This window comes from Enterococcus sp. DIV0774 (genome assembly GCF_050539095.1).
GTDB classification, from domain to species: Bacteria; Bacillota; Bacilli; order Lactobacillales; family Enterococcaceae; genus Enterococcus; species Enterococcus faecalis.
This window is the reverse complement of sequence record NZ_CP172923.1, coordinates 420,744-443,195: the sequence shown is the minus strand read 5'-3', so window position 1 is coordinate 443,195 and position 22,452 is coordinate 420,744. Positions and strand designations below refer to the sequence as shown.

21 protein-coding genes are annotated in these 22,452 nt (G+C 38.1%); 5 read left to right on the top strand and 16 right to left on the bottom strand.

Annotation, left to right across the window (positions count from 1 at the left end; translation table 11 throughout):
- Nucleotides 1-50 precede the first annotated feature (50 nt).
- Together IGL86_RS02250 and IGL86_RS02245 are read right to left on the bottom strand one after the other, a co-directional pair.
- Complete coding sequence (locus IGL86_RS02250) at nucleotides 51-1,430, bottom strand: hemolysin family protein (protein ID WP_002363168.1); 1,380 nt, start codon at nucleotides 1,428-1,430, stop codon at nucleotides 51-53.
- Nucleotides 1,431-1,604: 174 nt separating this feature from the next.
- Nucleotides 1,605-2,819: an AI-2E family transporter gene (locus IGL86_RS02245; protein WP_002384914.1), complete on the bottom strand. Its 1,215-nt coding sequence runs from the start codon at nucleotides 2,817-2,819 to the stop codon at nucleotides 1,605-1,607.
- A gap of 75 nt (nucleotides 2,820-2,894) precedes the next feature.
- Between IGL86_RS02245 and IGL86_RS02240 the strand changes: the two genes are divergently transcribed.
- Nucleotides 2,895-3,326 carry a GNAT family N-acetyltransferase gene (locus tag IGL86_RS02240; RefSeq protein ID WP_002373345.1) on the top strand — a complete coding sequence of 144 codons (432 nt, stop codon included), beginning with the start codon at nucleotides 2,895-2,897 and terminating at the stop codon, nucleotides 3,324-3,326.
- A gap of 87 nt (nucleotides 3,327-3,413) precedes the next feature.
- Here the strand turns inward: IGL86_RS02240 and bph are convergent, their stop codons facing one another.
- From bph to pfkB, 5 genes are all read right to left on the bottom strand, one after another.
- A complete protein-coding gene (bph, locus tag IGL86_RS02235) occupies nucleotides 3,414-3,947 on the bottom strand; it encodes a biofilm phosphatase Bph (RefSeq protein ID WP_002355538.1) in 534 nt (177 codons plus the stop codon).
- A 188-nt stretch (nucleotides 3,948-4,135) separates the two neighbouring features.
- Complete coding sequence (gene lacD, locus IGL86_RS02230) at nucleotides 4,136-5,113, bottom strand: tagatose-bisphosphate aldolase (protein ID WP_002375930.1); 978 nt, start codon at nucleotides 5,111-5,113, stop codon at nucleotides 4,136-4,138.
- Nucleotides 5,110-5,571 (bottom strand): fructose PTS transporter subunit IIA, encoded by a 462-nt coding sequence (locus tag IGL86_RS02225; RefSeq protein ID WP_010775587.1) that lies wholly within the window; start codon nucleotides 5,569-5,571, stop codon nucleotides 5,110-5,112. Before IGL86_RS02225 ends, lacD begins: the two co-directional genes overlap by 4 nt.
- Before the next feature lie 26 nt (nucleotides 5,572-5,597).
- The gene (locus IGL86_RS02220) at nucleotides 5,598-7,016 is read right to left on the bottom strand and encodes a PTS fructose transporter subunit IIC (RefSeq protein WP_002355535.1); all 1,419 of its coding nucleotides are present in this window, start codon (nucleotides 7,014-7,016) and stop codon (nucleotides 5,598-5,600) included.
- Nucleotides 7,017-7,020: 4 nt separating this feature from the next.
- Nucleotides 7,021-7,947 (bottom strand): 1-phosphofructokinase, encoded by a 927-nt coding sequence (pfkB, locus tag IGL86_RS02215; protein ID WP_002355534.1) that lies wholly within the window; start codon nucleotides 7,945-7,947, stop codon nucleotides 7,021-7,023.
- A gap of 178 nt (nucleotides 7,948-8,125) precedes the next feature.
- Here pfkB and IGL86_RS02210 point away from each other — a divergent pair, with 178 nt between their 5' ends.
- Nucleotides 8,126-8,872 carry a MurR/RpiR family transcriptional regulator gene (locus IGL86_RS02210; RefSeq protein ID WP_002363162.1) on the top strand — a complete coding sequence of 249 codons (747 nt, stop codon included), beginning with the start codon at nucleotides 8,126-8,128 and terminating at the stop codon, nucleotides 8,870-8,872.
- A 59-nt stretch (nucleotides 8,873-8,931) separates the two neighbouring features.
- On the opposite strand, the gene trmB is transcribed toward IGL86_RS02210, so the two are convergent.
- The 4 genes from trmB to IGL86_RS02190 all read right to left on the bottom strand — a co-directional run bounded on the left by trmB (nucleotide 8,932) and on the right by IGL86_RS02190 (nucleotide 12,507).
- Entirely contained in the window at nucleotides 8,932-9,576 is a 645-nt protein-coding gene (gene trmB / locus IGL86_RS02205; RefSeq protein WP_002355532.1) for a tRNA (guanosine(46)-N7)-methyltransferase TrmB, read from the bottom strand.
- 72 nt (nucleotides 9,577-9,648) lie between these two features.
- Nucleotides 9,649-10,428 (bottom strand): phosphotransferase family protein, encoded by a 780-nt coding sequence (locus IGL86_RS02200; RefSeq protein WP_002355531.1) that lies wholly within the window; start codon nucleotides 10,426-10,428, stop codon nucleotides 9,649-9,651.
- A 128-nt stretch (nucleotides 10,429-10,556) separates the two neighbouring features.
- Nucleotides 10,557-11,768: an ABC transporter permease gene (locus IGL86_RS02195; protein WP_010828555.1), complete on the bottom strand. Its 1,212-nt coding sequence runs from the start codon at nucleotides 11,766-11,768 to the stop codon at nucleotides 10,557-10,559.
- A gap of 1 nt (nucleotide 11,769) precedes the next feature.
- Nucleotides 11,770-12,507, bottom strand: a complete 738-nt coding sequence (locus tag IGL86_RS02190; RefSeq protein WP_002363160.1) for an ABC transporter ATP-binding protein — start codon at nucleotides 12,505-12,507, stop codon at nucleotides 11,770-11,772.
- A gap of 215 nt (nucleotides 12,508-12,722) precedes the next feature.
- Here IGL86_RS02190 and IGL86_RS02185 point away from each other — a divergent pair, with 215 nt between their 5' ends.
- The 3 genes from IGL86_RS02185 (at nucleotide 12,723) to IGL86_RS02175 (ending at nucleotide 14,685) form a co-directional block, all read left to right on the top strand.
- A complete protein-coding gene (locus tag IGL86_RS02185) occupies nucleotides 12,723-13,148 on the top strand; it encodes an HIT family protein (protein WP_002355527.1) in 426 nt (141 codons plus the stop codon).
- Nucleotides 13,149-13,493, top strand: coding sequence for a YtxH domain-containing protein (locus IGL86_RS02180; protein ID WP_002355526.1), 345 nt, complete (start codon nucleotides 13,149-13,151; stop codon nucleotides 13,491-13,493).
- A gap of 163 nt (nucleotides 13,494-13,656) precedes the next feature.
- Complete coding sequence (locus tag IGL86_RS02175) at nucleotides 13,657-14,685, top strand: peptidylprolyl isomerase (protein ID WP_010713893.1); 1,029 nt, start codon at nucleotides 13,657-13,659, stop codon at nucleotides 14,683-14,685.
- A 39-nt stretch (nucleotides 14,686-14,724) separates the two neighbouring features.
- On the opposite strand, the gene IGL86_RS02170 is transcribed toward IGL86_RS02175, so the two are convergent.
- The 5 genes from IGL86_RS02170 to IGL86_RS02150 form a co-directional block, all read right to left on the bottom strand.
- The gene (locus IGL86_RS02170) at nucleotides 14,725-15,669 is read right to left on the bottom strand and encodes a 3'-5' exoribonuclease YhaM family protein (RefSeq protein WP_002355522.1); all 945 of its coding nucleotides are present in this window, start codon (nucleotides 15,667-15,669) and stop codon (nucleotides 14,725-14,727) included.
- On the bottom strand, nucleotides 15,666-18,377 hold the full coding sequence (locus IGL86_RS02165; protein ID WP_033625962.1) for an ATP-binding protein: 2,712 nt from the start codon (nucleotides 18,375-18,377) through the stop codon (nucleotides 15,666-15,668). The genes IGL86_RS02170 and IGL86_RS02165 overlap by 4 nt, the downstream gene beginning before the upstream one ends.
- Entirely contained in the window at nucleotides 18,374-19,609 is a 1,236-nt protein-coding gene (locus tag IGL86_RS02160) for a DNA repair exonuclease (RefSeq protein ID WP_002355519.1), read from the bottom strand. The genes IGL86_RS02165 and IGL86_RS02160 overlap by 4 nt, the downstream gene beginning before the upstream one ends.
- Before the next feature lie 155 nt (nucleotides 19,610-19,764).
- Nucleotides 19,765-20,106, bottom strand: a complete 342-nt coding sequence (locus IGL86_RS02155; protein WP_002355518.1) for a YlbF family regulator — start codon at nucleotides 20,104-20,106, stop codon at nucleotides 19,765-19,767.
- 62 nt (nucleotides 20,107-20,168) lie between these two features.
- Nucleotides 20,169-22,355, bottom strand: a complete 2,187-nt coding sequence (locus IGL86_RS02150; protein WP_002355517.1) for a PBP1A family penicillin-binding protein — start codon at nucleotides 22,353-22,355, stop codon at nucleotides 20,169-20,171.
- Nucleotides 22,356-22,452 lie beyond the last annotated feature (97 nt).

The window sequence follows — 22,452 nt, the reverse complement described above, 5'->3', positions numbered from 1 at the left end:
AAAGGAAAACCTGCGACATTAGTCAAAACGACTGATGTCACAGGTTATTTTTAACGTCTTGGTTCGTCATCTTCCATTTCTTTACGGAAAAAACGACGATTTTCTTCTGGTTCTTCATCGACAGTTTCTTCATCGTAGAAATGAACGCGTAAGACTAGCAAACGTGTGCCTTCCATTTCTTCAGCAGTTAACTTAATATTGCCCACTTCAAAAGAAGGTTTTTCCCCTTCATCAGGAATGGTTCCTAATGCTGTAATTAAGTAACCTGCCATTGTATCAACATCGCTCATGTGTAAATCTGTTTCAAATACTTCATTAAATTCGTCAATTAACATGCGTCCTTGAACCAAATATTCATTGTCGGCCACTTGTGTATATAAATTTTCTACTTCATCTGTTTCATCGTCAATTTCACCAACGATTTCTTCTAGTAAATCTTCCAGTGTTGCTAAACCGACAACACCGCCATATTCATCTAGTAAAATCGCCATTTGGTTTTGTGTTCGTTTTAACTCATAAAGTAAATCATCAATAAAAATGGTTTCTGGGACAAATAATGGTTCTTGGATGATCGCGCCTAATTCAATGTTTTCAAAGCCTAAATTACGTGCAGCTTTTAGTAACGTTTTGGTATGTAAAATACCAACAATTTTATCTTTGTCTTCACTATAAACAGGAATCCGAGAATAATTTTCTCCTAAAATTAAATTGATGTTTTCTTGGACATCATCTTGGATGTCAACCATGAATGCGTCTGTCCGAGGAACCATTACTTCTCGTGCCACTTTTGTATCTAATGAAAAGACACCTTGTAGCATTTCTAGTTCTTCGTTTTCCAAAACACCTTCTGTTTCAAGCATATAGCGCATTTCATCTCGTGTCATCTTCGAATCGGCATCATCGAAAGTCATTGGTGTGATTTTGGATAATAAATCGGTCGAAGCCGATAGCAACCAAACGAAGGGACGCGCGATAACTCCTAAAAAGCGGACTGCACCAGAAGTCAATTGAGCGACTTCTTCTGATTTATTCATAGCAATTCGTTTAGGGTATAATTCACCAAATACAATAGAAACGTACGTTAACAATGCTAAGATAATGATACTGGCAAGACTCTTAGCTGCGGCGCCGCCACCTAATACAGGGGCCAAACGACTAGATAAAGTCTCTGCTAATGAAGCACCAGATAGGATATTAACCAAAGTAATCCCTACTTGGATTGTGGATAAAAAGTTATTGGGGTCTTGCAATACCTTAAGCAATTTTTGAGCTTTTGCGTCGCCGTCTTCCGCTTTTTGTTCCACACGATTCTTGTTAACAGATACGACTGCAATTTCCGCCGCTGCCAAAAAGGCATTGATAAACGTCAACACGACTAATAATAGAAGTTGCGCAATTAGCGACTGACTCTCAGGGTCAGCATTATTCATAATGTTCTCTCTCTCCTTAATTGTTGATAATTCCGAGGCTGTACTTTCGTACTCTTTTAACGTTCTTCCTCTTTTTATGGTTAGGCTTAGAAACAGACACAATCAGTATTATGACAGGTTATTTTCTATCCTAATCCATAAAATCATAGCACGAAAGATTAGCGGATTCAATCATTAACCGTTATTTTCTTTCGTATTTGTTTCATTCCCTAAAAGAACGGCATTGGTAACTTTTTCACTACGACCCGCTTTGACCATATCAATAACATAGTAGATAATGGTCCGGCAGATTGCGTAAAATGGGACGCCGAGGAAAATACCTAGCAAACCTGCTAAATTTCCTGCTACCAATAAAATTAAAATAATCGTTAACGGATGGATTTTTAGAGATTTTCCGATAACGTTTGGATAAATAATATTTCCGTCCAATTGCTGAACCACTAGCACCACTAAACAACATAAGGCTGCTTTGACGGGTTCATTAAAGATGGTCACTAAGACAGCGGGCGCTAATCCTAGATAAGGGCCTAGATAGGGAATCAAATTCGTAAAGCCGGCAATGACACCAAATAAAAAGGCATAACGAACGCCAAGCAATGAATACCCAATAATCGTAAATGTACCGACAAATAAACATTCAATCGCTTGTCCGCTAATATAACTGGATAAGGTTTGGTTCAATTGTCCTAAAAGATCCACAATATCATCTTTTCTTTTCTCAGGTAAAAAGCGTTGGATCGCTGGTACTAGCTTATCTCCATCTTTTAACATATAAAATAAAATAAATGGCGCAGTGACCAAAACAATGGTGGTTGACGCCACCGTTGATACGATTGAACCTAAGCTACTTGATAAACTACTTAAAAATTGTTGGATAATATTTGCATAAGAAATATCCATTTTTTCAATATAGCTTGTTAAATCAATTTGTTTAAAAATAGGTAACTCCGCAATCTCATAAATCCAGGTCTCCACTTGTTTAAAGAAATCCGGCATACTTGATGCTAAACTAGCTAGCTGATCTGCCAACTTAGGGATAATTGTTAATAAGATCAGAACTAATGCGATGATTAGTAATAAAAATACCAGTAAGACGGCATAAATTCGTTTCATTTTCGTCTTCATTAGTAGATTGACCACAGGATTTAGTAAATAATACAAAAAGCCTGCTACTAAGACTGGGGCAAACAACGTTGAAAAGAATGTCCCAATCGGTGCAAATAAGAAATTAATTTTCGAAGCAATAAATAATAGCATGGCCACGACAAGTAATTCAACTGACCAGAAAAATAATTTCGATTCTTTAAATCGATTAATCACAGCGGCTCCTCCTTTATTTTTATTCAATTGTTGCTGTTTTATTTTATCACACCTTCCCCCCTCAGTCATTGAGAATACTTCATTGCTAGAACTTTTTCGTGGTATAATAAAATAGAAACAGATTCTGAACTTGGGGGTTTTTCTATGCATGTAGCTCAAACAAAAGATACCATGAGTGATCTTTATTTAGATGCTGTCCGGCTTCGTCAACGCGTATTCGTAGCGGAACAAGGGGTACCAGAAGAGATGGAAATCGATGAATATGAAGCACATTGTATTCACTTTGTTTTGTACACGGATCATGTAGCTGTCGCAACTTGTCGCTTGCTTCCACTAGAAAATGGCGTTATGAAATTACAACGAATGGCCGTTGAAAAAGCTTACCGTGGCGCCGACTATGGACGAGTGATTATGGAAGCGGCGGAAAATTTTGCCAAAGAACAAGGCTACCACAAGATTACTCTAGGAGCACAAGTCACCGCTGTAGGCTTCTATGAACGTTTAGGTTATCAAAAAACAGGAGCACCTTTTATGGATGCTGGCATTGAACACTACGAAATGAATAAAGAACTATAACACCAATTAAATCGGAAAATTTAGAGCTTGGAGCATTAGCCATTTTGGCTAATGCTCCAAGCTCCTTTTGTGGGCTGTTTACATCGGCTATTTTTTTGATAGCTGTTGATAACGTTGATACCAGATATCTACATATTCGGGCGAGAAGGGGCCTTTTTCGTTATTAATCCAATCCACTAAAGTCTTGACATTTTCTTTTAAAATGAAGTCAATATCTTCTGGATAATCCATTAGTTTGCTATGAAATTCATATTCATCAACGTCTAGTAAACGTTTTTCACCATCTGGAAAAACCTTGATATCTAAATCATAATCAATATACTTCAACGCTTCGTCATCTAAAACATATGGCGAAGCCAGATTGCAGTAATACGAAACCCCCTTTTCTCTAATCATTGCTATTATATTGAACCAATATTTCTTGTGAAAATAAACAATGGCTGGTTCACGAGTCACCCACCGACGTCCGTCGGATTCCGTTACTAACGTGTGATCGTTCACACCAATTAAAGAATACTCGCTCGTTTTTAGTACCATCGTATCACGCCACGTTCGATGTAAATGTCCGTCATGTTTATAACTCTGAATGGTTACAAACTCGCCTTCTTTAGGAATTCCCATAATACCCCAACTTTCCCCAAATAAAGTAAAGCACTGTTACTTTTTGGGTGTTCATACATCGATATCGAAATAATTATATCATATCTTTTGAGTTTGCGTACATTGAGTTCACTTAAAGAAGACGATTTCTGAAAAAATTTAATTCAGATGACCAATTAGTTCAAATTCAGTAAGTATTTTCAGCTTAATTACTGGATTTTTTCAAAGACTGATACTGCGCTCTCTCTTAAAACCTGATTTAATTCGTCAACATTTGTTTTACCAGTTGTTTCAAGCCACGCAACGGCTGCTTCAGCACCTTGTTGAACAAATGGAAGCACGCCGTCTGCCCAAGTTGCGCGACCACATAAGACTCCATTAAACGAGGAACCTGCTTTTTTTGCAAATTTCAATGTTTCCTGAAACATCGTAGCACTAACCCCTGCACTCAAGAAAATAAATGGAAGTTGTGTTGCTTCACTTTGCATGTTGAAAAAAGCCTGCGCTTCATCTTGGCTATAAAGACTTTCAGTGCCAAAACCTTCTACAAAATTCATATTCACAGGGACTTCTACTTTTAAAACATCAACATTATAGCGATCCTTTGAAAATTCTTTCATCGCTTCAATTACTTTGTGCGGTTTTACTTTAGCGTATTCTTTTGAAGCACTATCCGAATTGTTTGCATCATAAGAGACAATTTCTAAAAAGAATGGAATTTCTTCGGCTAAACACTCTGAACCAATCCGTTCTATATAAGCTTTCTTTCGTTCATTGATTGCTTCACTTTCGTCAACATCGTAGTAAAGTAAAAATTTACACGCGTCTGCGCCCGCTTCTTTTAAACGCTTAACCGACCAAACATCAAGACTATCGGGTAACCGTCCTGGTGTCGAAGCATCGTAGCCCGTTTTTTCATACGCAAGTAACAAACCTGAAGTCTGTGCTCGATTTTCAGCAGCAGCTAGGCCATATTCTGGATCCAACAAAATTGCTGAAGTCTCTGGTGTTAAGCAACGAGATACTAATACTTTAAAGTCACTGATTTCTTGCGCAGTCACCTCTTTGTATTTTCCCATCATGCGTTTTAAGGCCCCACGTTGATCAATGGCTAGTGCGCCAATAATCCCTTGATCATCTACCAGATTTTCTAAATGTTTACGTTTTTGTTCACTAATTTTTTTCATTCTGTTCCCTCTCCTAATTGATTATTTAGTAACGTAGCAATTTCAGCTGGCGAACTTGCTTGTTTCAGTCCAGAAGTAACTTCTTCTCTTAATAGGAGGCGCGCAACAGAAGAGAGTAATTTCAAATGTGTCGTGCCAGCTTCGGCATCTGGAATAAACAGCGCAATCACAAACTCCGTTAATTGGTTGTCAAGGCTCTGCCACTCAACACCTTGGTCCAAGGTAACGATGATAATGGCCGCTTGTTGAATCGTTACTGCTTTTGCATGAGGTATCGCAAACCCATTCATCATCCCCGTTGTTCCTTCTTGTTCTCGCTCGTTCAGCTTATTGAAAACTTCCTGTGCGTCCTGAGCAACTTCCAATTCTGTTGATTTTTTTGCTAAAAAGTGAAAAACATCCTCTTGCGTTTGTAACTGTTGATTTAAAAAAATATGATTTTCTTTAATAAAAGCCATTCCATCCACTCCTAATTCCTGTTATTTCATTTTTTTGATAACGATTGCTCTTGTTTGGCGATTCTACTTTTTTGTACAAAACCTAGCAATAAACCGCCTACCAATGAACCAGCTAAAATTGCCAGAACCCATTGAACAGCGTGAGTAACAACTGGTAAAACAAGAAATCCTCCATGAGGTGCTGGCACTTGTACCCCAAACATATACGTTAGGACTGCCGCAATTGAAGATCCGAGCATCATAATTGGTAAAACCTTTAATGGGTCTTTTGCCGCAAACGGAATAGCGCCTTCTGTAATATGTGTGGAGCCTAAAATAAAGTTCACTAGCCCCGCATTGCGTTCATTTGTGTCAAAGTATTTTCCAAAGAATAATGTAGCAAAGCCTGTAATTAAAGGTGGCGCTATGCAGGCAGCAGAAACTCCTGCCATAAAAGAAGTATTTCCTTGAGCTAAGAGTGCCGTCCCAGTAACATAGGCCGCTTTATTAACTGGACCTCCCATATCAAAGGCACACATACAACCCACAATTATTCCTAAAACCAACGGACTGGAGTTTTGGAAACTAGCTAAAAAGCTCATCATTCCTTCATTAACAGCTTTCATCGGATCTGCTAATAAAGACATAGTGATACCAATAACTGCAACGCCAATGACTGGATAAAGGAAAATTGCTTTTAAACCATCTAATGATTTAGGCAAACCTTTAAATACTCTTTGTAATAAAAGAATGAAATACCCAGCAAGGAAACCAGATAATATCCCTCCTAAAAAGCCAGTACCACCCGTGTTAGCAATCAAACCACCGACAAAGCCCACAACCAAACCAGGTCGTTTCGCAATCCCCTCTGCGATATACGCAGATAAGATTGGCACCATCATTCCCATTGAGGCATCACCAATACTTTTTAACATAGCAGCGGTAGCATTATACTGACTACTTTCTGGATCAAATGAATAAATGCCCCAAATAGCAAAAGAAAGAGCAATTAAAACGCCGCCTGCTACTACAAACGGCAACATGTGAGAGACGCCATTCATTAAGTTTTTATAAATACTATGTCCAACATTTCCTGAAGAAATTTGTGTCTCCTGTTCAAGTTCGTCCACTGCTTGGTTTTCGGCTGCAATCGATCCTTTGCCTGCGAGTGCTTCTTCAATTAAGCGATCTGCTTCTTTAATCCCCACACTGACAGGGACATCAATGATTCGTTTCCCAGCAAAACGTTCTGCTTGAACGTCTTTGTCGGCGGCAATAATGACTGCCTCCGCTCCTTGGATTTCTGCAGGTGTTAACTCATTTTCTATGCCAATCTGACCATGTGTTTCAACCTTAATCGTAATACCTTTACGTTTCGCCGCTTGTTCCAATGCCTCCTGTGCCATATACGTGTGCGCTATTCCCGTCGGACAACCTGTAGCAGCTATTAATTGATACGTAGCCATCTGTTTATTCCTCCTCTTGAATCTTTATTTGTTGCTCTAACTCCTGAACATCTGAAAAATCTGTCAATCCTTTGCGAAATGCTGTTGAACTACCTGCTGCAATACTTCTTTTTAAATTTTTTTCCAATGAAAGTCCTTGATGCCAACCAGCTAAAAAGGTACCTAACATTGCATCCCCTGAACAAGCTGTATTCACAACCATTCCAGTTGGTGAATTACCTGAAAGAACCTTTTCATTGTTCATAAATAAAGCCCCTTCACTACCTAAAGAAAGTAAAATATTTTTGGCTCCCCGCTTCAGTAATTCTTGTCCGTAAAAAATGTAATCATCCTTAGTCTGCACTTCTGTATGAAACCACTCTTGAAGTTCTTCTTCATTTGGTTTCAATAAAAATGGTTGATAAGGCAAACAATCTAAAATTTCTTCATAACTACTGTCTAAAATTAAGAACACCTGCTTTTCAAAACAAATTCGGCTAATTTCAATCAAAATACTTGGCGAAACCCCTTGTGGTAAACTTCCTGATACGCACAAATAATCCCCTTTACGTAACTCTGAAATTTTTTTCAAAAAACGTTGTACATGTTCTTCAGATAATTTTGGTCCTTTATTGACTAATTTGTATTCCTTTTGATCTTGGGTAACTTTTGTAAACACATTGATTCTCGTTGTGCCAGCGACTTCGATAAAATCAGTGGTTATTTCTTTTTCTTTTAAATAATCCTCGACATAGTTCCCAGTGAAACCAGCTTTGACTCCCAAAGCGGTATTATCAATCCCTAACATCTTTAAAATTAGGGAAACATTGACTCCTTTCCCGTTTGCTTGAATATCATCTTCCTTCGTGCGATTCACGACAAAAGGAACTAGCTCTTCTGTTTCGATAAATAAATCAATGGCTAAATTTAATGTACATGTATAAATAGTCACTGTAGTTCCTCCTTTCTCCTCTTTATTATGTCTCAAAATACCATGTAAAGGTTTTCATTCTTTCGAAAAAATATAGAAAACATTTACAATTTCATAATTTCTCTAGCTTTTTTATTTTTTTTCATTAAAAATAGGCTTATAAATGTTTTTTTAGTGAAAGAAAGAAGGGCTGGTCATTATGGAACAAAAATTGAGTGAGTCAGAGCAATATCTCTGGCATTTTATCGAAACACATATTTTAGAAATCCCTGATTATTCCATTGTAAAATTAAGCGAACGAGCCAACGTATCAACTGCGACGATTGTAAGAACCATGAAAAAGAAAGGCTATGAAGGTTTCACATCCTTCAAGCATCACTTGAAAGATAAAGAAAACCAAAATATAAATTTTTCAGCATTAGAAAAAGTAGACCGAGGAATTCGGACGGCCATTTTAAAGAATGAAGAAGAAGTAACTCGCACGATTAACATGATTGAAATTGGTAATATCGAAGATGCGATCCAAAAAATCAAAGCTTCTCGACGGATTATTATCTTTGCTAGAGGTTTTTCAGAATTAATTGCTCAGGAAATGATGGTTAAGTTTCAATTGGCTGGCAAATACTGTGAACTGCATACGGACCCAGAAATTATTAAAAATATTAGTAAAAAGTTATCAAAAAAGGATGTGGCTCTTTTTGTTTCCTTAAATGGAGAAACCCAAGAATTAGTTGTCGCTGGTAAAAACTGTTACGACTCAGAAATTGGGACTATCCTTTTAACTGCAAGCAAACACTCTAGTTTAATGAAATACATTGAAATTCCGTTCGTAGGCTTCAAATCAGAAGGCTCCTTTTTCCCCGATTATGAAGTGCGTTCACGGTTACCGTTATCCATTCTGGCAAGAATTTTATTGGATGCCTATGCTTTAAGAACGACAACTTAAGCTTTCTTAAATAATAAAAAACAAGCATTCCTTCACTTAAAATAAAGGAATGCTTGTTTTTATTTTGCAACAAAACGTGCTTCTACTCGATAAATTCGTTGACCACGACTAGAAAATTTTTCTTCGTATTCTGTCATAATGTTGCCTTCAAACTCGCTATTATGCAAATCTAGCCACACACGTTCAATAATCATGCCATATTTAGAAAAGCTACTTAATGAGTATTCGAAGAGACCTTGATTATCCGTTTTAAAATGAATTTCTCCATTCGGTTTTAAAATAATCTCATCTGTCGCTAAAAAGTTTTTATACGTTAAACGACGTTTTTCATGTTTTTTCTTTGGCCAAGGATCTGAAAAATTTAAATAGATTAAATCTACTTCATTTTCAGCAAAATATTCTGTTAATGCTTCGCCGTCTACGCGCAATAATTGTAGATTAGGTAACGGCTCGGCAACTAGCTTATCTAATGCAATCGATAAAATACTTAATTGCATATCGATACCAATATAATTAATTTCAGGATGTGCTTTAGCCATTTCATAAATAAAACGACCTTTACCTGAACCAATTTCAATGTGGATGGGATGATTATTGCCAAAACGTTCTTGCCATTTCCCTTGCCATTTTTCAGGGCCTTCTACCACATATTGTGGATATTTTGCCATATATTCTGCTGCTCCGGGTCTATTTCTTACACGCATATTTAAAATTCCTTTCTTTTAAAAACAGACTGGTGAAATTCGCCAGCCTGTGTGGATGTTAAATGAATTAGTTTAACTACTAAACATTCGTTTTAATTGTAAAATTTCTGCAGTCATTGCTCTTCTTTCGCCCTCTTGGTGATGACGAACAATCTCTTGTAAAAAGCTAAATAAACCATACCAATAAATTCGTTGAACCGTACTTTCATTCGGGATTAAACCATAAGATAGTAACCATTGATTCCAACCGGAACGAGGGACATAATGACTCAAAATCATTCCTAAATCTACCGCTGGGTCCGCGACCATCACAGAATCCCAATCTACTAAATAGAGATAATTATTCGAGACTAACCAATTCCGATGATTCACATCGCCGTGGACAGCTACATAACTAGTCTCTGGATATTCTGGTAAATGATTATATAAATAAGTGATTACTTCTTTTAAATAACTGTTTCGTTTTAATTCTTTAGGTAGTTGACGCTTATACTCTTTCAACATTGTTAGCGGGGTACAAACTTCGCCACCAATTTTTTTCAACATGTCTTTCAGCAAATTGGAATGATGCAATTGGTATAACACGTCAATCACGTCATTGCGTTTGCCAATTTCGTCCGCATGTAACAAACGTCCTTCCAGCCATTCTTGGGCTGTTAGTACGTCGCCATTCGCTGTCCGCTTTGTCCAAATCATCTTCGGGGCTAACCCTTCTTTAGACAATGCTGCAAGAAGTGGAGAAGTGTTTCGTTTAATGAACACTTTCTCTGTTTCTTTTATTCCCATGTATGTTTGACCAGTTGCGCCCTTTATCGGCTGCAGACGCCAGTCTTTATCCAACTGAAATTCCATGGAAATTATCTCCTATCTCAACACAATTTTATTGCAATTTTTACAGCAATTACCATTTTAGTCGCCAAACCTTGCTTCGTCAAGCTTCTATGTGGTTCTTTTGTAAATTTTGCTGGGTTTTCTCATCTTTATAACTTATTCAAGCGCATTGGAACATACATTTTAGTGAAAATCACAACTTCTACAATTAAGGCACCCAGAATGAGCAAGCTATTTTGCAAACTGCCTAAACGAAGGCAGACAATCCCACCAAAAATAATGGCCGCAACAGACAATGCGCCGCCAATTAACCGGCGAATTGCTGCTTGTTTTTTTTCTATTGAAATTGGATATAGCTGTGTCATCACCATATAATCAAATTGCGTGTACATGGGAATCAACTGGAACCCGATTAAATAAACAAACAATAAAGCAACTACCAACGCAATCCAGAATTCTTGTAAAAAGAAGAGTAGCACGCCACCAACCAAAATCAAACGAAACAATAAGCCGCTATATTCGCTACCTCGTAAAAAGCTCCGAATGAATAAGTAAGCATACGTGTTCTCAGATGTTTTTTTGACTACTCCGAGGAGAGGATCTAAGTATTTACGACGTTTTACTGTACTACTCACTTCAGGAATATCTGTAAACAGCTGAATGAATTTATAAATTCTATGCATTCTGTTTTGTTCTTTTTGGATCATTTTTTCCCAATCCAAGAAACTCTGTTTCATCTTATTTTGCCAAATACTCGATAAACAAACGGCCAGAATGATACCACCAATCACACCAACCCAAGGCGTCCAGTAAATGGCCCCCGTCATAATCAAGAGACTACTGATCAACCAAACGAACCACCAACTACGGTAAGTGGTTGACGAAAGATGATAGAGCCCATAGCTTTGTAAACTAAGATGTGTATAAATCATACAAACTAGCATGACCAAAAATAAAAAGAAGGTTTGAAACGACCAACCTGTTGTGACTACAATCAACGGCATCAATAGGCCACTTCCTAGAAAGCTGACCACAATCGGTAAAATTAAAGAGTAGCGCAGCGCCCGTTTCAGATAAGCAGCGAATTGTTTTTCTTTTGGTAATAAAAAAACCTTGTCTGGCTCTTCTGTCAAAGTAGCCAACTTACCAACTTGAATGAGTAGCAGCCAGCCCAATAGAATTAACGGTCTGCCCCAAACAAAATCACGAGGTAATTCTTTTAACAACTGGGAATAGTACAGACCTAATCCGCCTAATAAAAACATACAGACTAAAACAAAATGATCATTTAAAATATAGCGCAAGTACTTGGACATTTTTTTGAAATGCCGTGACAAACGTTGACTAAAAAATTCGCCCATGTTACCCCACCTTTTCTTCCTTCGTCAAGGCAAGATAAATATCATCTAAAGAAGACTCTGGTAAATTAAATTCTGCACGTAATTCAGCCATTGTACCGTTTGCCCGTAATTTCCCTTCGTGTAGTACCACAAAACGATCACAATATTTTTCAGCTGTTGCTAAAATATGCGTGGACATTAAAATCGCTGCCCCTTGCTTACGCATCGTATCCATTAATTCTAATAAAGCATGAATTGCTAAAGGATCTAAGCCTAGAAAAGGTTCATCAATAATATATAAACTCGGTTCAATTAAGAATGCACAAAGTACCATGACTTTTTGTTTCATGCCTTTTGAAAAATTAGCAGGAAACCATTCCAATTTATTGTCTAAACGGAACGTTTTTAGTAATGGTTCTGCTCGTTTGAACGCTTCTTCTAATGGAATATCATAAGCCAAGGCCGTTACTTCGATATGCTCTTTCAATGTTAATTCTTCATATAAAGAAGGTGTTTCCGGAATATACCCGATTTTTTTACGATATTCTTCAGGGGCTTGTTGCAATGTTTCCCCGTCAATCATAATTTTGCCTTTTTGCGGCGTAAGTAACCCAATAATATTTTTGATGGTGGTACTTTTCCCCGCACCATTCAAGCCGATTAAACCAACCATTTCACCAGACTTGACGTCAAAATTAATATCTTTTAAGACAGGAATATGGCCGTAACCTCCTGTTAAATGTTCAATTGTTAAGCTCATTTCTTTTGCCTCCAACCTTTTCTCTCTACCATTATTAAACCCTAAGCGAACCAAGAATTCAAAAATTACTCCCTTAATTAAATGGATTTTTTTCTTTCTCTTATTATACACGAAATGAAACGAACTTTTTAGCGAACTCACGTACTTTTTCATCCACAGAGAAATCAACTTGTGGTAAAGTAAAGGAAAGAACCTAGAGAAAAGAGGAATTTTTCATGAATGATTGTATTTTTTGTAAAATTATCAACGGCGAAATCCCAAGTTATAAAGTCTATGAAGACGAGAAAGTCTATGCGTTTTTAGACATCACACAAGTGACCAAAGGACATACCTTAATGATTCCAAAACAACACGTTGCTGATATTTTTGAATATAATGACGTTTTAGCAAGCGACGTCTTTGCTCGTATTCCTAAAGTAGCACGAGCATTAGAAAAAGCTTTTCCAGAAATGGAAGGATTAAACATTTTAAATAACAATAAGGAAGTGGCTTATCAATCCGTTTTCCATTCCCACGTCCATTTGATTCCCCGTTATTCAAAAGAAGATGATTTCTCTATTCATTTTGGCAACCATCAAGAGGACTATTCCGCCGAAGCGATGCAAGAAATTGCTGAGACCATTGCAAAGCAGGTGAACTAAATGAAAAAATTTATTAAAGGCCTCTTTTTTGGCGCAGCTGCCGGTACCATTGGCGGCTTGTTGGCTGCTCCAAGAAGCGGGAAAGAAACACGACAACATTTAATCAATGAGCTAGAGGACTATCGTTCACTGAAAAATCAAGTCACGAATGACTGGGATCAGGTGCAACGAAATTTGGCAGTTGTCGAAGAAAACGTTCCACTGGCAACTGAATTTTCAAAAGACCTGCAACAAGAAATCACTGATTTCAAATTCCAAGCGGAACCTCGGATTGCTCAAATTAAAGAACAAATTGCTAAAATCACGGCTGAATTACCTGACACACAAACTAACAAGCAAAAGTAAAGTCTTTGATGTTAATTATTTCTTTTGTTATTAAAAAAATAAAAAGTGTGACGTAAATACGAATTTTGTTTGAAACTATGCCTGAGACTCTTTCTTTTTCAAAATGAGGTATGGTATAGTTATAACAGAAATAAAACTAAAAAAAACAGGAGTGCATAAGAGAATGAAGAAAAAACTAATCTTAGCTGCAGCGGGCGCAATGGCCGTTTTTAGTTTAGCAGCGTGTTCAAGCGGTTCAAAAGATATCGCAACAATGAAAGGTTCAACAATTACTGTTGATGATTTTTATAACCAAATTAAAGAACAAAGCACGAGCCAACAAGCGTTTAGCCAAATGGTTATTTATAAAGTCTTTGAAGAAAAATATGGCGACAAAGTAACTGACAAAGCCATTCAAAAGAAATTTGATGACGCTAAAAAACAAGTGGAAGCGCAAGGCGGAAAATTCTCTGATGCACTAACACAAGCTGGTTTGACTGAAAAATCATTCAAGAAACAATTAAAACAAGCCGAAGCAATGCAAGTAGGTTTGAAAGATCATTTGAAAATTACAGATGAAGACTTAAAAACAGCTTGGGCAAGCTTCCATCCAGAAGTAGAAGCACAAATTATCCAAGTTGCTTCAGAAGATGATGCAAAAGCTGTCAAGAAAGAAATTACTGACGGCGGCGATTTCGCAAAAATTGCTAAAGACAAATCAACCGATGCTGCAACGAAAAAAGACGGCGGTAAAATCAAATTTGATTCACAATCAACAACTGTTCCTGCCGAAGTTAAAGAAGCAGCCTTCAAACTAAAAGATGGCGAAGTATCAGAACCAATTGCTGCAACAAACGCACAAACGTACCAAACAACTTACTATGTAGTGAAAATGACGAAAAACAAAGCAAAAGGCAATGACATGAAACCTTATGAAAAAGAGATCAAGAAAATTGCTGAAGATACAAAATTAGCCGACCCAACATTCCAATCAAAAGTTATTAGTGACGAATTAAAAGCGGCCAATGTGAAAATTAAAGATGATGCCTTCAAGAACGCTTTAGCAGGCTACATGCAAACTGAATCTTCAAGCTCTTCTTCAGAGAAAAAAGAATCAAAATCAAGTGATTCTAAAACAAGTGATACCAAAACAAGCGACTCTGAAAAAGCAACAGATTCTTCAAGCAAAACAACAGAATCTTCTTCTAAATAAGCATAAAAAAGAGAGTGGTCGATTGACCACTCCCTTTTTTTATTTATCTTTTGGAACATAGAAACTGCGGTTATCTAAACCAAAGATTCGTTCCGTATACTCCCCAGGCTGTGTTTGACGAATGGCCCCTAGCATCATTTGAATGGACGCATCCATGGTATCAATTTGATGTAAGATTTCCGCTTCCATAATTCTTGGTCGCACAGGTGAGCCATATTCCAACAGTCCATGGTGGGCTAAGACCATGTGCCGAAGAACGACAACGTCTTCTTCTCGATCATCAATTTTCAAAGCCAGACACGCCTTGGTAATTTCCTCATCCACCAAAACTAAATGACCAATTAAGTTCCCTGCCACCGTATATTCTGTCGTAATAGCACCAGATAACTCTAAAACTTTTCCTAAGTCATGTAAAATAATCCCCGCGTATAATAGTGACGTGTTAATTTCAGGATATTCCTTAGCAATTGCTTTGCCTAGGCGCAACATTGAGACAGTGTGGTAAGCTAAGCCATTCGCAAAAGCATGATGGTTCCGTTTGGCTGCAGGAAATTCATAAAATTCTTGTTGGTATTTCGTCATGAGATAGCGCACAATACGATTCCAATGAGCATTGGTAATTTCAAAAATCACTTGATTGATTTCCTCGACCATCTCTTCTTTTTTCAAAGGCGCTCGTTCCATATATAAACTTGGCTGGCTTGGTTCCTCTGCTGTCGCTAAACGCATGTGTAAAATTTTTACTTGGGGTTTGTTTTGATAAACTTCTCGTTTCCCATTCAGTAAAACAACGTTTCCCGCAGTAAATCGTGTAATTTCATCCTCAGAGGCGTCCCAATATTTTCCGTCAATCGTGCCAGATGTGTCTTGAAAGGTAAAGGCAATAAACTTTTTCCCATTTTTAGCTACACGCACATCGGCATTTTTAATTAGAACAAATGATTCAAAAAGTTCTTCTACTGTTAATTCACGTAATTTTTTCACTTGACGCTTCCTCCTTCTAACGCAATTACTCTTTGTTGTAAGTCCTGATAATAGCTTACCATTTCTTGGTCAGAAGAAAAACAAATGACTTGCTGTTTTTGACCAAACTTAGTAAATAATTCAGCTAATTGGGCTTTTCTTTGATGATCATAGTGTAACCAGCCATCATCAATGATAATTGGACAAACCAGTTGCTCGCCTTGGACTGCTAAAAAGGCAAAACGAACAGCCATCATCAATTGATCTTTAGTGCCAGTTGATAATTCATGTAAATAAAACATTTCTTGTTCTTTCGTCACCGCAACTAGTTGACCTTCGGCTACTTGGATTGATTGATAACGCTGATTTGTTAAAAGTGCAAAGTAGCTTGATGCATACTGTAATAAGCTGGGCAATTGTTGTTCCGAAAGCTCTGTTAATAGGTCCATTAACAGTTGCCCCGCCAGTTGATACCCAGACCAACGTTGAGCTAGTTCTTTGATTTCCGCTTTTAAAATCGCTTGGCGTTGATACAACTCATCTAAGGTACCATCCGTCATTAATTGTTGTTTTTCATAAATCAGCGCTTGATACTGTTCTTGTATTTTATTTAACTGGCTTTCTACCAGTGCTTGTTGCTGCGCCAGTTGTAAAGAACGGTCTTTTAACGTTGCCTCTGTTACCGCTTCTGGAAACAGATTGCCTAATTGTGTCGCTAATTCTTGCCCACGACCAACTTGAGCTTGCTGAGTGGTCAGCTGTTGAATCCTCATTGGAACATCAGCGATTGATAGAATCCGATAACGAATTAGTAAAGGCTGAATTCGTGTTAATGCTTCTTGCTGTTTAGTTTTCAACTCTCGTAACTGCTGTTTGAGATAGCCATCTGCTTGATACTCTTGAGCAAAGCGAACTTTCTCCATTTCTTCAGCAAACCCTTCTAAAAAGTGTAGCTTTTCGGAAAGGCTCTTTCCTTGCAAGGGTAAATGCGTCATCAATGGGAAGACTTGTTCTTCAAATACTTGGCGTTTTTGTTGATTTTCCTTCAATTGACTCATGAGTTCTTCATTTGTTTGAACAAGCAATAAATAGCGCGTAATCAATTCCCGCTGATTCATTAAAGTATCAATTTGATTCATTTTTCCTAATTGATGAAGTTGGGCTTGCTCCGCTACTGCTTGTTCAAGTTGTTCCACTTGCAGTTGTGCCTCACGTTCTTGATTCAACGCTTGTTGGAACTGTTCATTTAAATAATCTAGTTGCGAAAGTTTCGTCTGCCATTCTTCTTTCACTTCATCTGAGGACGCTTCTTTTCTAGTGGCGTAGCCAATCACTTCTTTTGCGATAAGACTAACTCCCACGAGAACTAGGCCCCATTTTAAAGGGCTCGGCAAAAAGAAACCCAGTAATGTAAGGAGACTTCCTGACAATAACCATAGTGGCTGACTTGTTTTCTGCGCTTTTTGGGCACGCGTCGCTTCACCAAAAAATGCGGCATGCTCTTTTTCAAAATCCGTTAACTGGTCTTCCAGATTTTCAATTTGAGAAGCCAAGAATGCTTTCTGTTCTTGGCCTTTTTGAAGAGCTTGCGTATACGCAACTTGTTGTTGGCGCCACTTTTGAACGGTTTCGTTGTCATAAAAAAGCTGTGGTGGTCGTTCAGGCGACCATGACCATTCGTTCTCTAAAAGGACCATTTCTTGACGATTTTGCTCAAAGGTTTGGGTCATCCATTCCGATTCCGTCATCAATTGTTGCATATCATAGCGTTGATTCAACAATTGTTGAATCAATGCTTCTTGTTCTAGGTAAAAAGCATAGCCTTCTGGAACATCAAGCGCTTCTGACTGAAGAGATAACTCTTTGGTCAAACGTTGTCGTTCTTTGTCTAGGTACATATATTCTTGAAAGGTTTCTTCTAATTGAACTTGGTCTTCTTTTACTAAAACAACGTTCTCTGTTTCTTCAGGTAGCGACTGCCATTCTTCGTACAAGGGAAAGTGACGTTGCTGTTCCGCAACCTGTAACAAGTCCTGTTGCGTTTCTTTTAATTGCTGTTGCAGTGTCACTCGCTGTTGTTCTGTTTCGCGAATCGTTTCTTCTAATTGTTGAAAAGTTTGTTGCTGCGCTTCTTTCTCTTGAATTTGCTCTTTTAGTTCTTGATAAGCCGCCAACTTCTGATTGAGTAATGGCTGCTGCCCTTTGCCTTTAAAGATTTTTTGTGCTTCTTTAAAGTACGCATTTCGGTAAGTCAAAAGTTGTTGACTACCAGAAACACCAATGGCTAACAAGGATGTTTGCAGTTCCTCTTCTGTCAACTTGTCACTCGTAATTAATTGTTCTTGTTGGAAAGTAAAAACCTCTTGAAATAACTTTTTCGTTAGCGGATGTAACATTTGCTGTAAGGTTTTTTCATCCCCCATTTGTTGTTGATAATAAATGATTGCTTGCCCTTTATTTTTTTCTTTAAAACGCTCGACTTGAACTTCCCCAAACACAGGATGTGCCAACCACAAACGACCACCATACGAGCCACCATTTTTAGGTGCGTAATCGCGTTTTCTTTTACCCTTTGTGGGAAAACCAAACAGCATTGCTTGAATGAATTGATACAATGTGGACTTGCCAACTTCATTTGCGCCGTACAGCAATTGATTACCAGATTCAAATGTAATTTTCTGTTGTTGCCATTTTCCAAAGCCCACAATCTCTACTGCAAGTAATTTCATAGTGGGTCCTCCTGAATAGTAAAGTCTTCATTAATTTGCTCATGTGCTAGGCGCAAGCTCTCTAATCGCCACTGCTCATCCATTGAAAAAATTCCAGCAAATTCTGGATAACGTAACAATTCCTTGGTGGTATCTTCAAAAATAACTGGATCTAAGTATGTTTTTTCTAATGCCGTTAATAAGTTGGGACTAGCGGCTAAATAGATCGGTTCTTTCGTTGGTTCCTCTGCTTGCAATATTAGGCGATAAACAAAAAAATCACCTTGCGTTTTTTGTAAAAGCTGCTGCTGTAAGTAGCTTAATAGTTCACCATTGACAATGGCTTGCACCACGGTCACATCCAAATGTTGCGTTTCTTTCAGTGTCAACGCCATCAATTGCTGTTGCTGATGCGCATGCCACTTCGTCAGCAAACTGGTTTCAAGATAAGACAAAACGCTTTGGGTGTCACGGCATTGCGCCAGAGATACTTCTTCATTCGTCCAATCTATTTCTGCGACTTTTTCAAATTGAACAGTCGCTTGATTTTGGGAAAGTGTGACCACTGCAACCCCTTGTAAAGACTGTTCTTTTTTCGTGTGCCCTTGAGGTGTTCCAGGATAAACAATTAGCGGTTGTTCACTAACAATTTGCGGCTGATGAATGTGGCCCAATGCCCAATAATTATAGCCAGTGGCTTTTAAATCCTTCCATGTAAACGGAGCATAATTTTGTTGCGCTTTCCGACTGGTGTCTCCATGATAAATCCCAATATGAATGTCAGATTCTGCTTGTTTGATAGGAAATTCTAGTGCTTTATTTTCATCAATCCAGGGATGCTCATAACTAAACCCTGAAACAGCCACTTGTTCGCCCGCTTTCGTTTCAAAATACAGTGTCTCAACCATTTCTTTTTCAAATAAAAAGACATTGTCTGGAAAAGAAAACCAATAGCGGTCTTTTTTATAGTAATCATGATTCCCAAATGTTAGAATCACAGGGATTTCTGCTTGTTTCAACTGTTCTAATGCGGCCATCAATTGGGCTTGCATTGAAATAGAGGTCTGACTTTGATGAAACGTATCTCCTGCAAAAATAACCAAGTCCACCGCTTCTCGAATGGCAACTGTTACGATATTCATTAACAATTGTTGATTAGCTTCTCTTAAGCGCTTCGCTAAGGCTGTCGGGATCCCAGTTAACCCTTCAAAAGACCGATCCATGTGTAAATCAGCTGTATGCAATAGTTTCATCGTTTCCCCTCCTTTTCTCCTTCCTTTATCATATCATTTTCTGCCAGCTTGGTCAGTAAAAACATACGAAAATTTGTTCGTTTTTTTATTTTCAGTAAAAGAAAAACTCTGACAAATTGTCTTATAGACAACTTGTCAGAGTTCAATTACGTAAATTAATCGTTATACATATCACGCACAGGAGTCATGATAATTCGGTTTAAATCATTGACAACTAAGCTAAACGCTTGTTCTTTTTGCATTAATTCGTTGATAACTGCTGTTTCTTGCACTTTCGTTGCAATGCTTTGTGCTTTTTCAGCATCTTCATCCGTGAATTCTTCGCCGCGCATTTGTTTTTCTTGAAGTCCTTGTTGGAATCCTTGGAATTCTTTAAACAATGTGTAAGCTGCTTCGTCTGCTTTTACTTCTTCATACGCTGCTTGTAATGCTTTAAATTCGTCTAACTCACGTAGTTCACGTTCAATCTGATTGGCTGTATCATAAATGTTACTCAATGGAATCCCTCTTTTCTCAATAGTTTCATCTTTATTGTACCATTTCTCTTAGGTTTTCCCAACTAATTTCCTAATAAGCCTCCGAAAATTCCTTCAATCTTGTCTTTGACTTTTTTCGCGCCGTCTTTAATTTGTCCCCCAACTTCATTCAATGTATCTCCGAAATTGCTAGCGCCATCTTGAACAGAGTTTCCAAAGTCTTTTAAGTTATCCCGCCAATTAGAATTGGCACCACCGGTTAAACTATCGTTGCTATCAACAACTTTCCCACCTGTGGCATAAGCATCCGCGACAGGAAATTGTGCTTGTTTGACTTGTGGCAAGATGCCACTGGCTTGACTGTTGAACACCTGAGAGGCATATGTGGCGCTACTACCTTCCAGATAATGGGTTTTACTGGTTTCTTGGAAGCCTAACCAAGTAGCAATGACAACTTCTGGTGTATAACCAATCACCCACTGATCGTTCGTTTTACTACTATCGAAGTTGGTTTCTGTCGTACCTGTTTTACCAGCCATTACGTAGCCTGCTGGTTGTGCGTTGACCCCGCTCCCAGAACTAAAGACCCCTAGTAGCATACTTGTAATCCCATCTGCAACATCTTTGGTAATGACTTGTTCTTTCTTGACTTTCGTATTATCAACTACAATTGCGCCAGTTGAGTCGACGATTTTTGTAATTAAATGCGTTTCAGTTTTATAGCCTTCATTGGCAAAGGCACTATAAGCTCCCGCCATAGTTAGTGGCGAAACACCCGTTTGTAATCCCCCAAGGGCTAAACCATAGTACCGATCTTTTTCTGATAATGGAATGCCAAATTTCTCTGTTTTTTCATAGCCTTTATCTAAACCAATTTGATGTAATAACCATACCGCTGGTAAATTTAAGCTTTCTCCTAAGGCTTGGTACATAGGAACTTCTCCACTGTACGTGCGGCTATAGTTTTGCGCTGGATAATAATCTTGTGGTTTATCTTCTAAAACAGAGTCTGGTTTATAGCCAGCCTCTAAAGCTGGCGTATAGACTGAAATTGGTTTTAAGGACGAGCCTGGTGAACGTTTTGTTTGCGTTGCAAAGTTAAAGCCTCGATAAACGTGTTCCCCTCGACCGCCCACCAGTGCTTGCACGCCGCCGGTTTTCGGATCAATGGCTACAGAACCACTCTGAACCATGGCACCATCTTCTGCATTGGGTGGAAATAGTGCATCATTTTTATAAGTTGCATCCATCGCATCTTGATATTTTTGATTTAAAGAAGTATAAATCTTGTAGCCCTTATTTAAAATATCTTCTTCTTTAAATTTATAACGATTGACTGCTTCATCAATTACCGCATCAAAATAATATGGATATTTGTAACTATTTTCGTCGCCAACATAGGTGTCATTTAATAGACTCGCTAAGTTAACACTCGCTTCTTGATTGGCTTCTTCTTGAGACAGTTTTTTATTGTCGACCATAAGTTGTAAAACGGTATTCCGTCGCGCTGTGGCATTGTCAATGTAATCAATTGGGTTATAGATTCCTGGCCCTTTTAACATGCCCGCTAGCGTTGCGGCTTCCCCCACTGTAACTTGGGACGCATCCACGCCAAAATATTTACGAGCTGCATCTTGCACGCCCCAGACACCATTACCAAAATAAGAATTATTTAAATACATTGCTAAGATATCTTTTTTCGAATATTTCTTTTCGATTTCAATCGCTAAAAATAATTCTCTGGCTTTCCTATCTAACGTTTGCTCTTGCGTTAAGTAAGCATTTTTGGCTAATTGTTGCGTAATTGTACTTCCGCCACCACCGCCACCGATTTTCCCGAAGGTCAATTTTCCAACAACCGCACGAGCAATCCCTTTAATGGAATACCCTTTATGTTGATAAAACCCGCGATCTTCAGTTGAAATAACCGCATCTTGAATATAAGGAGAAATATTATCCAGTTCCACAAAAGTCCCTTTTTGTCCGAATAATTTTCCGACTTCCTCTCCTGACTCATCATAAACGCGCGTTGATTCACTTAGCCCCGATTTTAGGGTCTCAACGTTTGCGGACTTGGCTAAGTAAAATAAATAAATACTGGCACCTAAAGCGACTACCAAACCAATTAACAAGAAAATTTTATTGATTTGATACTTTTTCCAAATCCGCTTTCTGGCTTGATGGAATTGTATTAAATAAGGCTTTATCCACGTCCAAAAATGACGTAATCCGACACCGACTTTACTAAAAAATTGTTTAAGATTGTCCATAGTACTCCCTCTGTTTACGTTTCTTGGCTAAGTCTACCATATTCTTGTGGGTACGACCTAGGTCTAAAGCATGAAAAATTCTTGAAAAACAATTTCA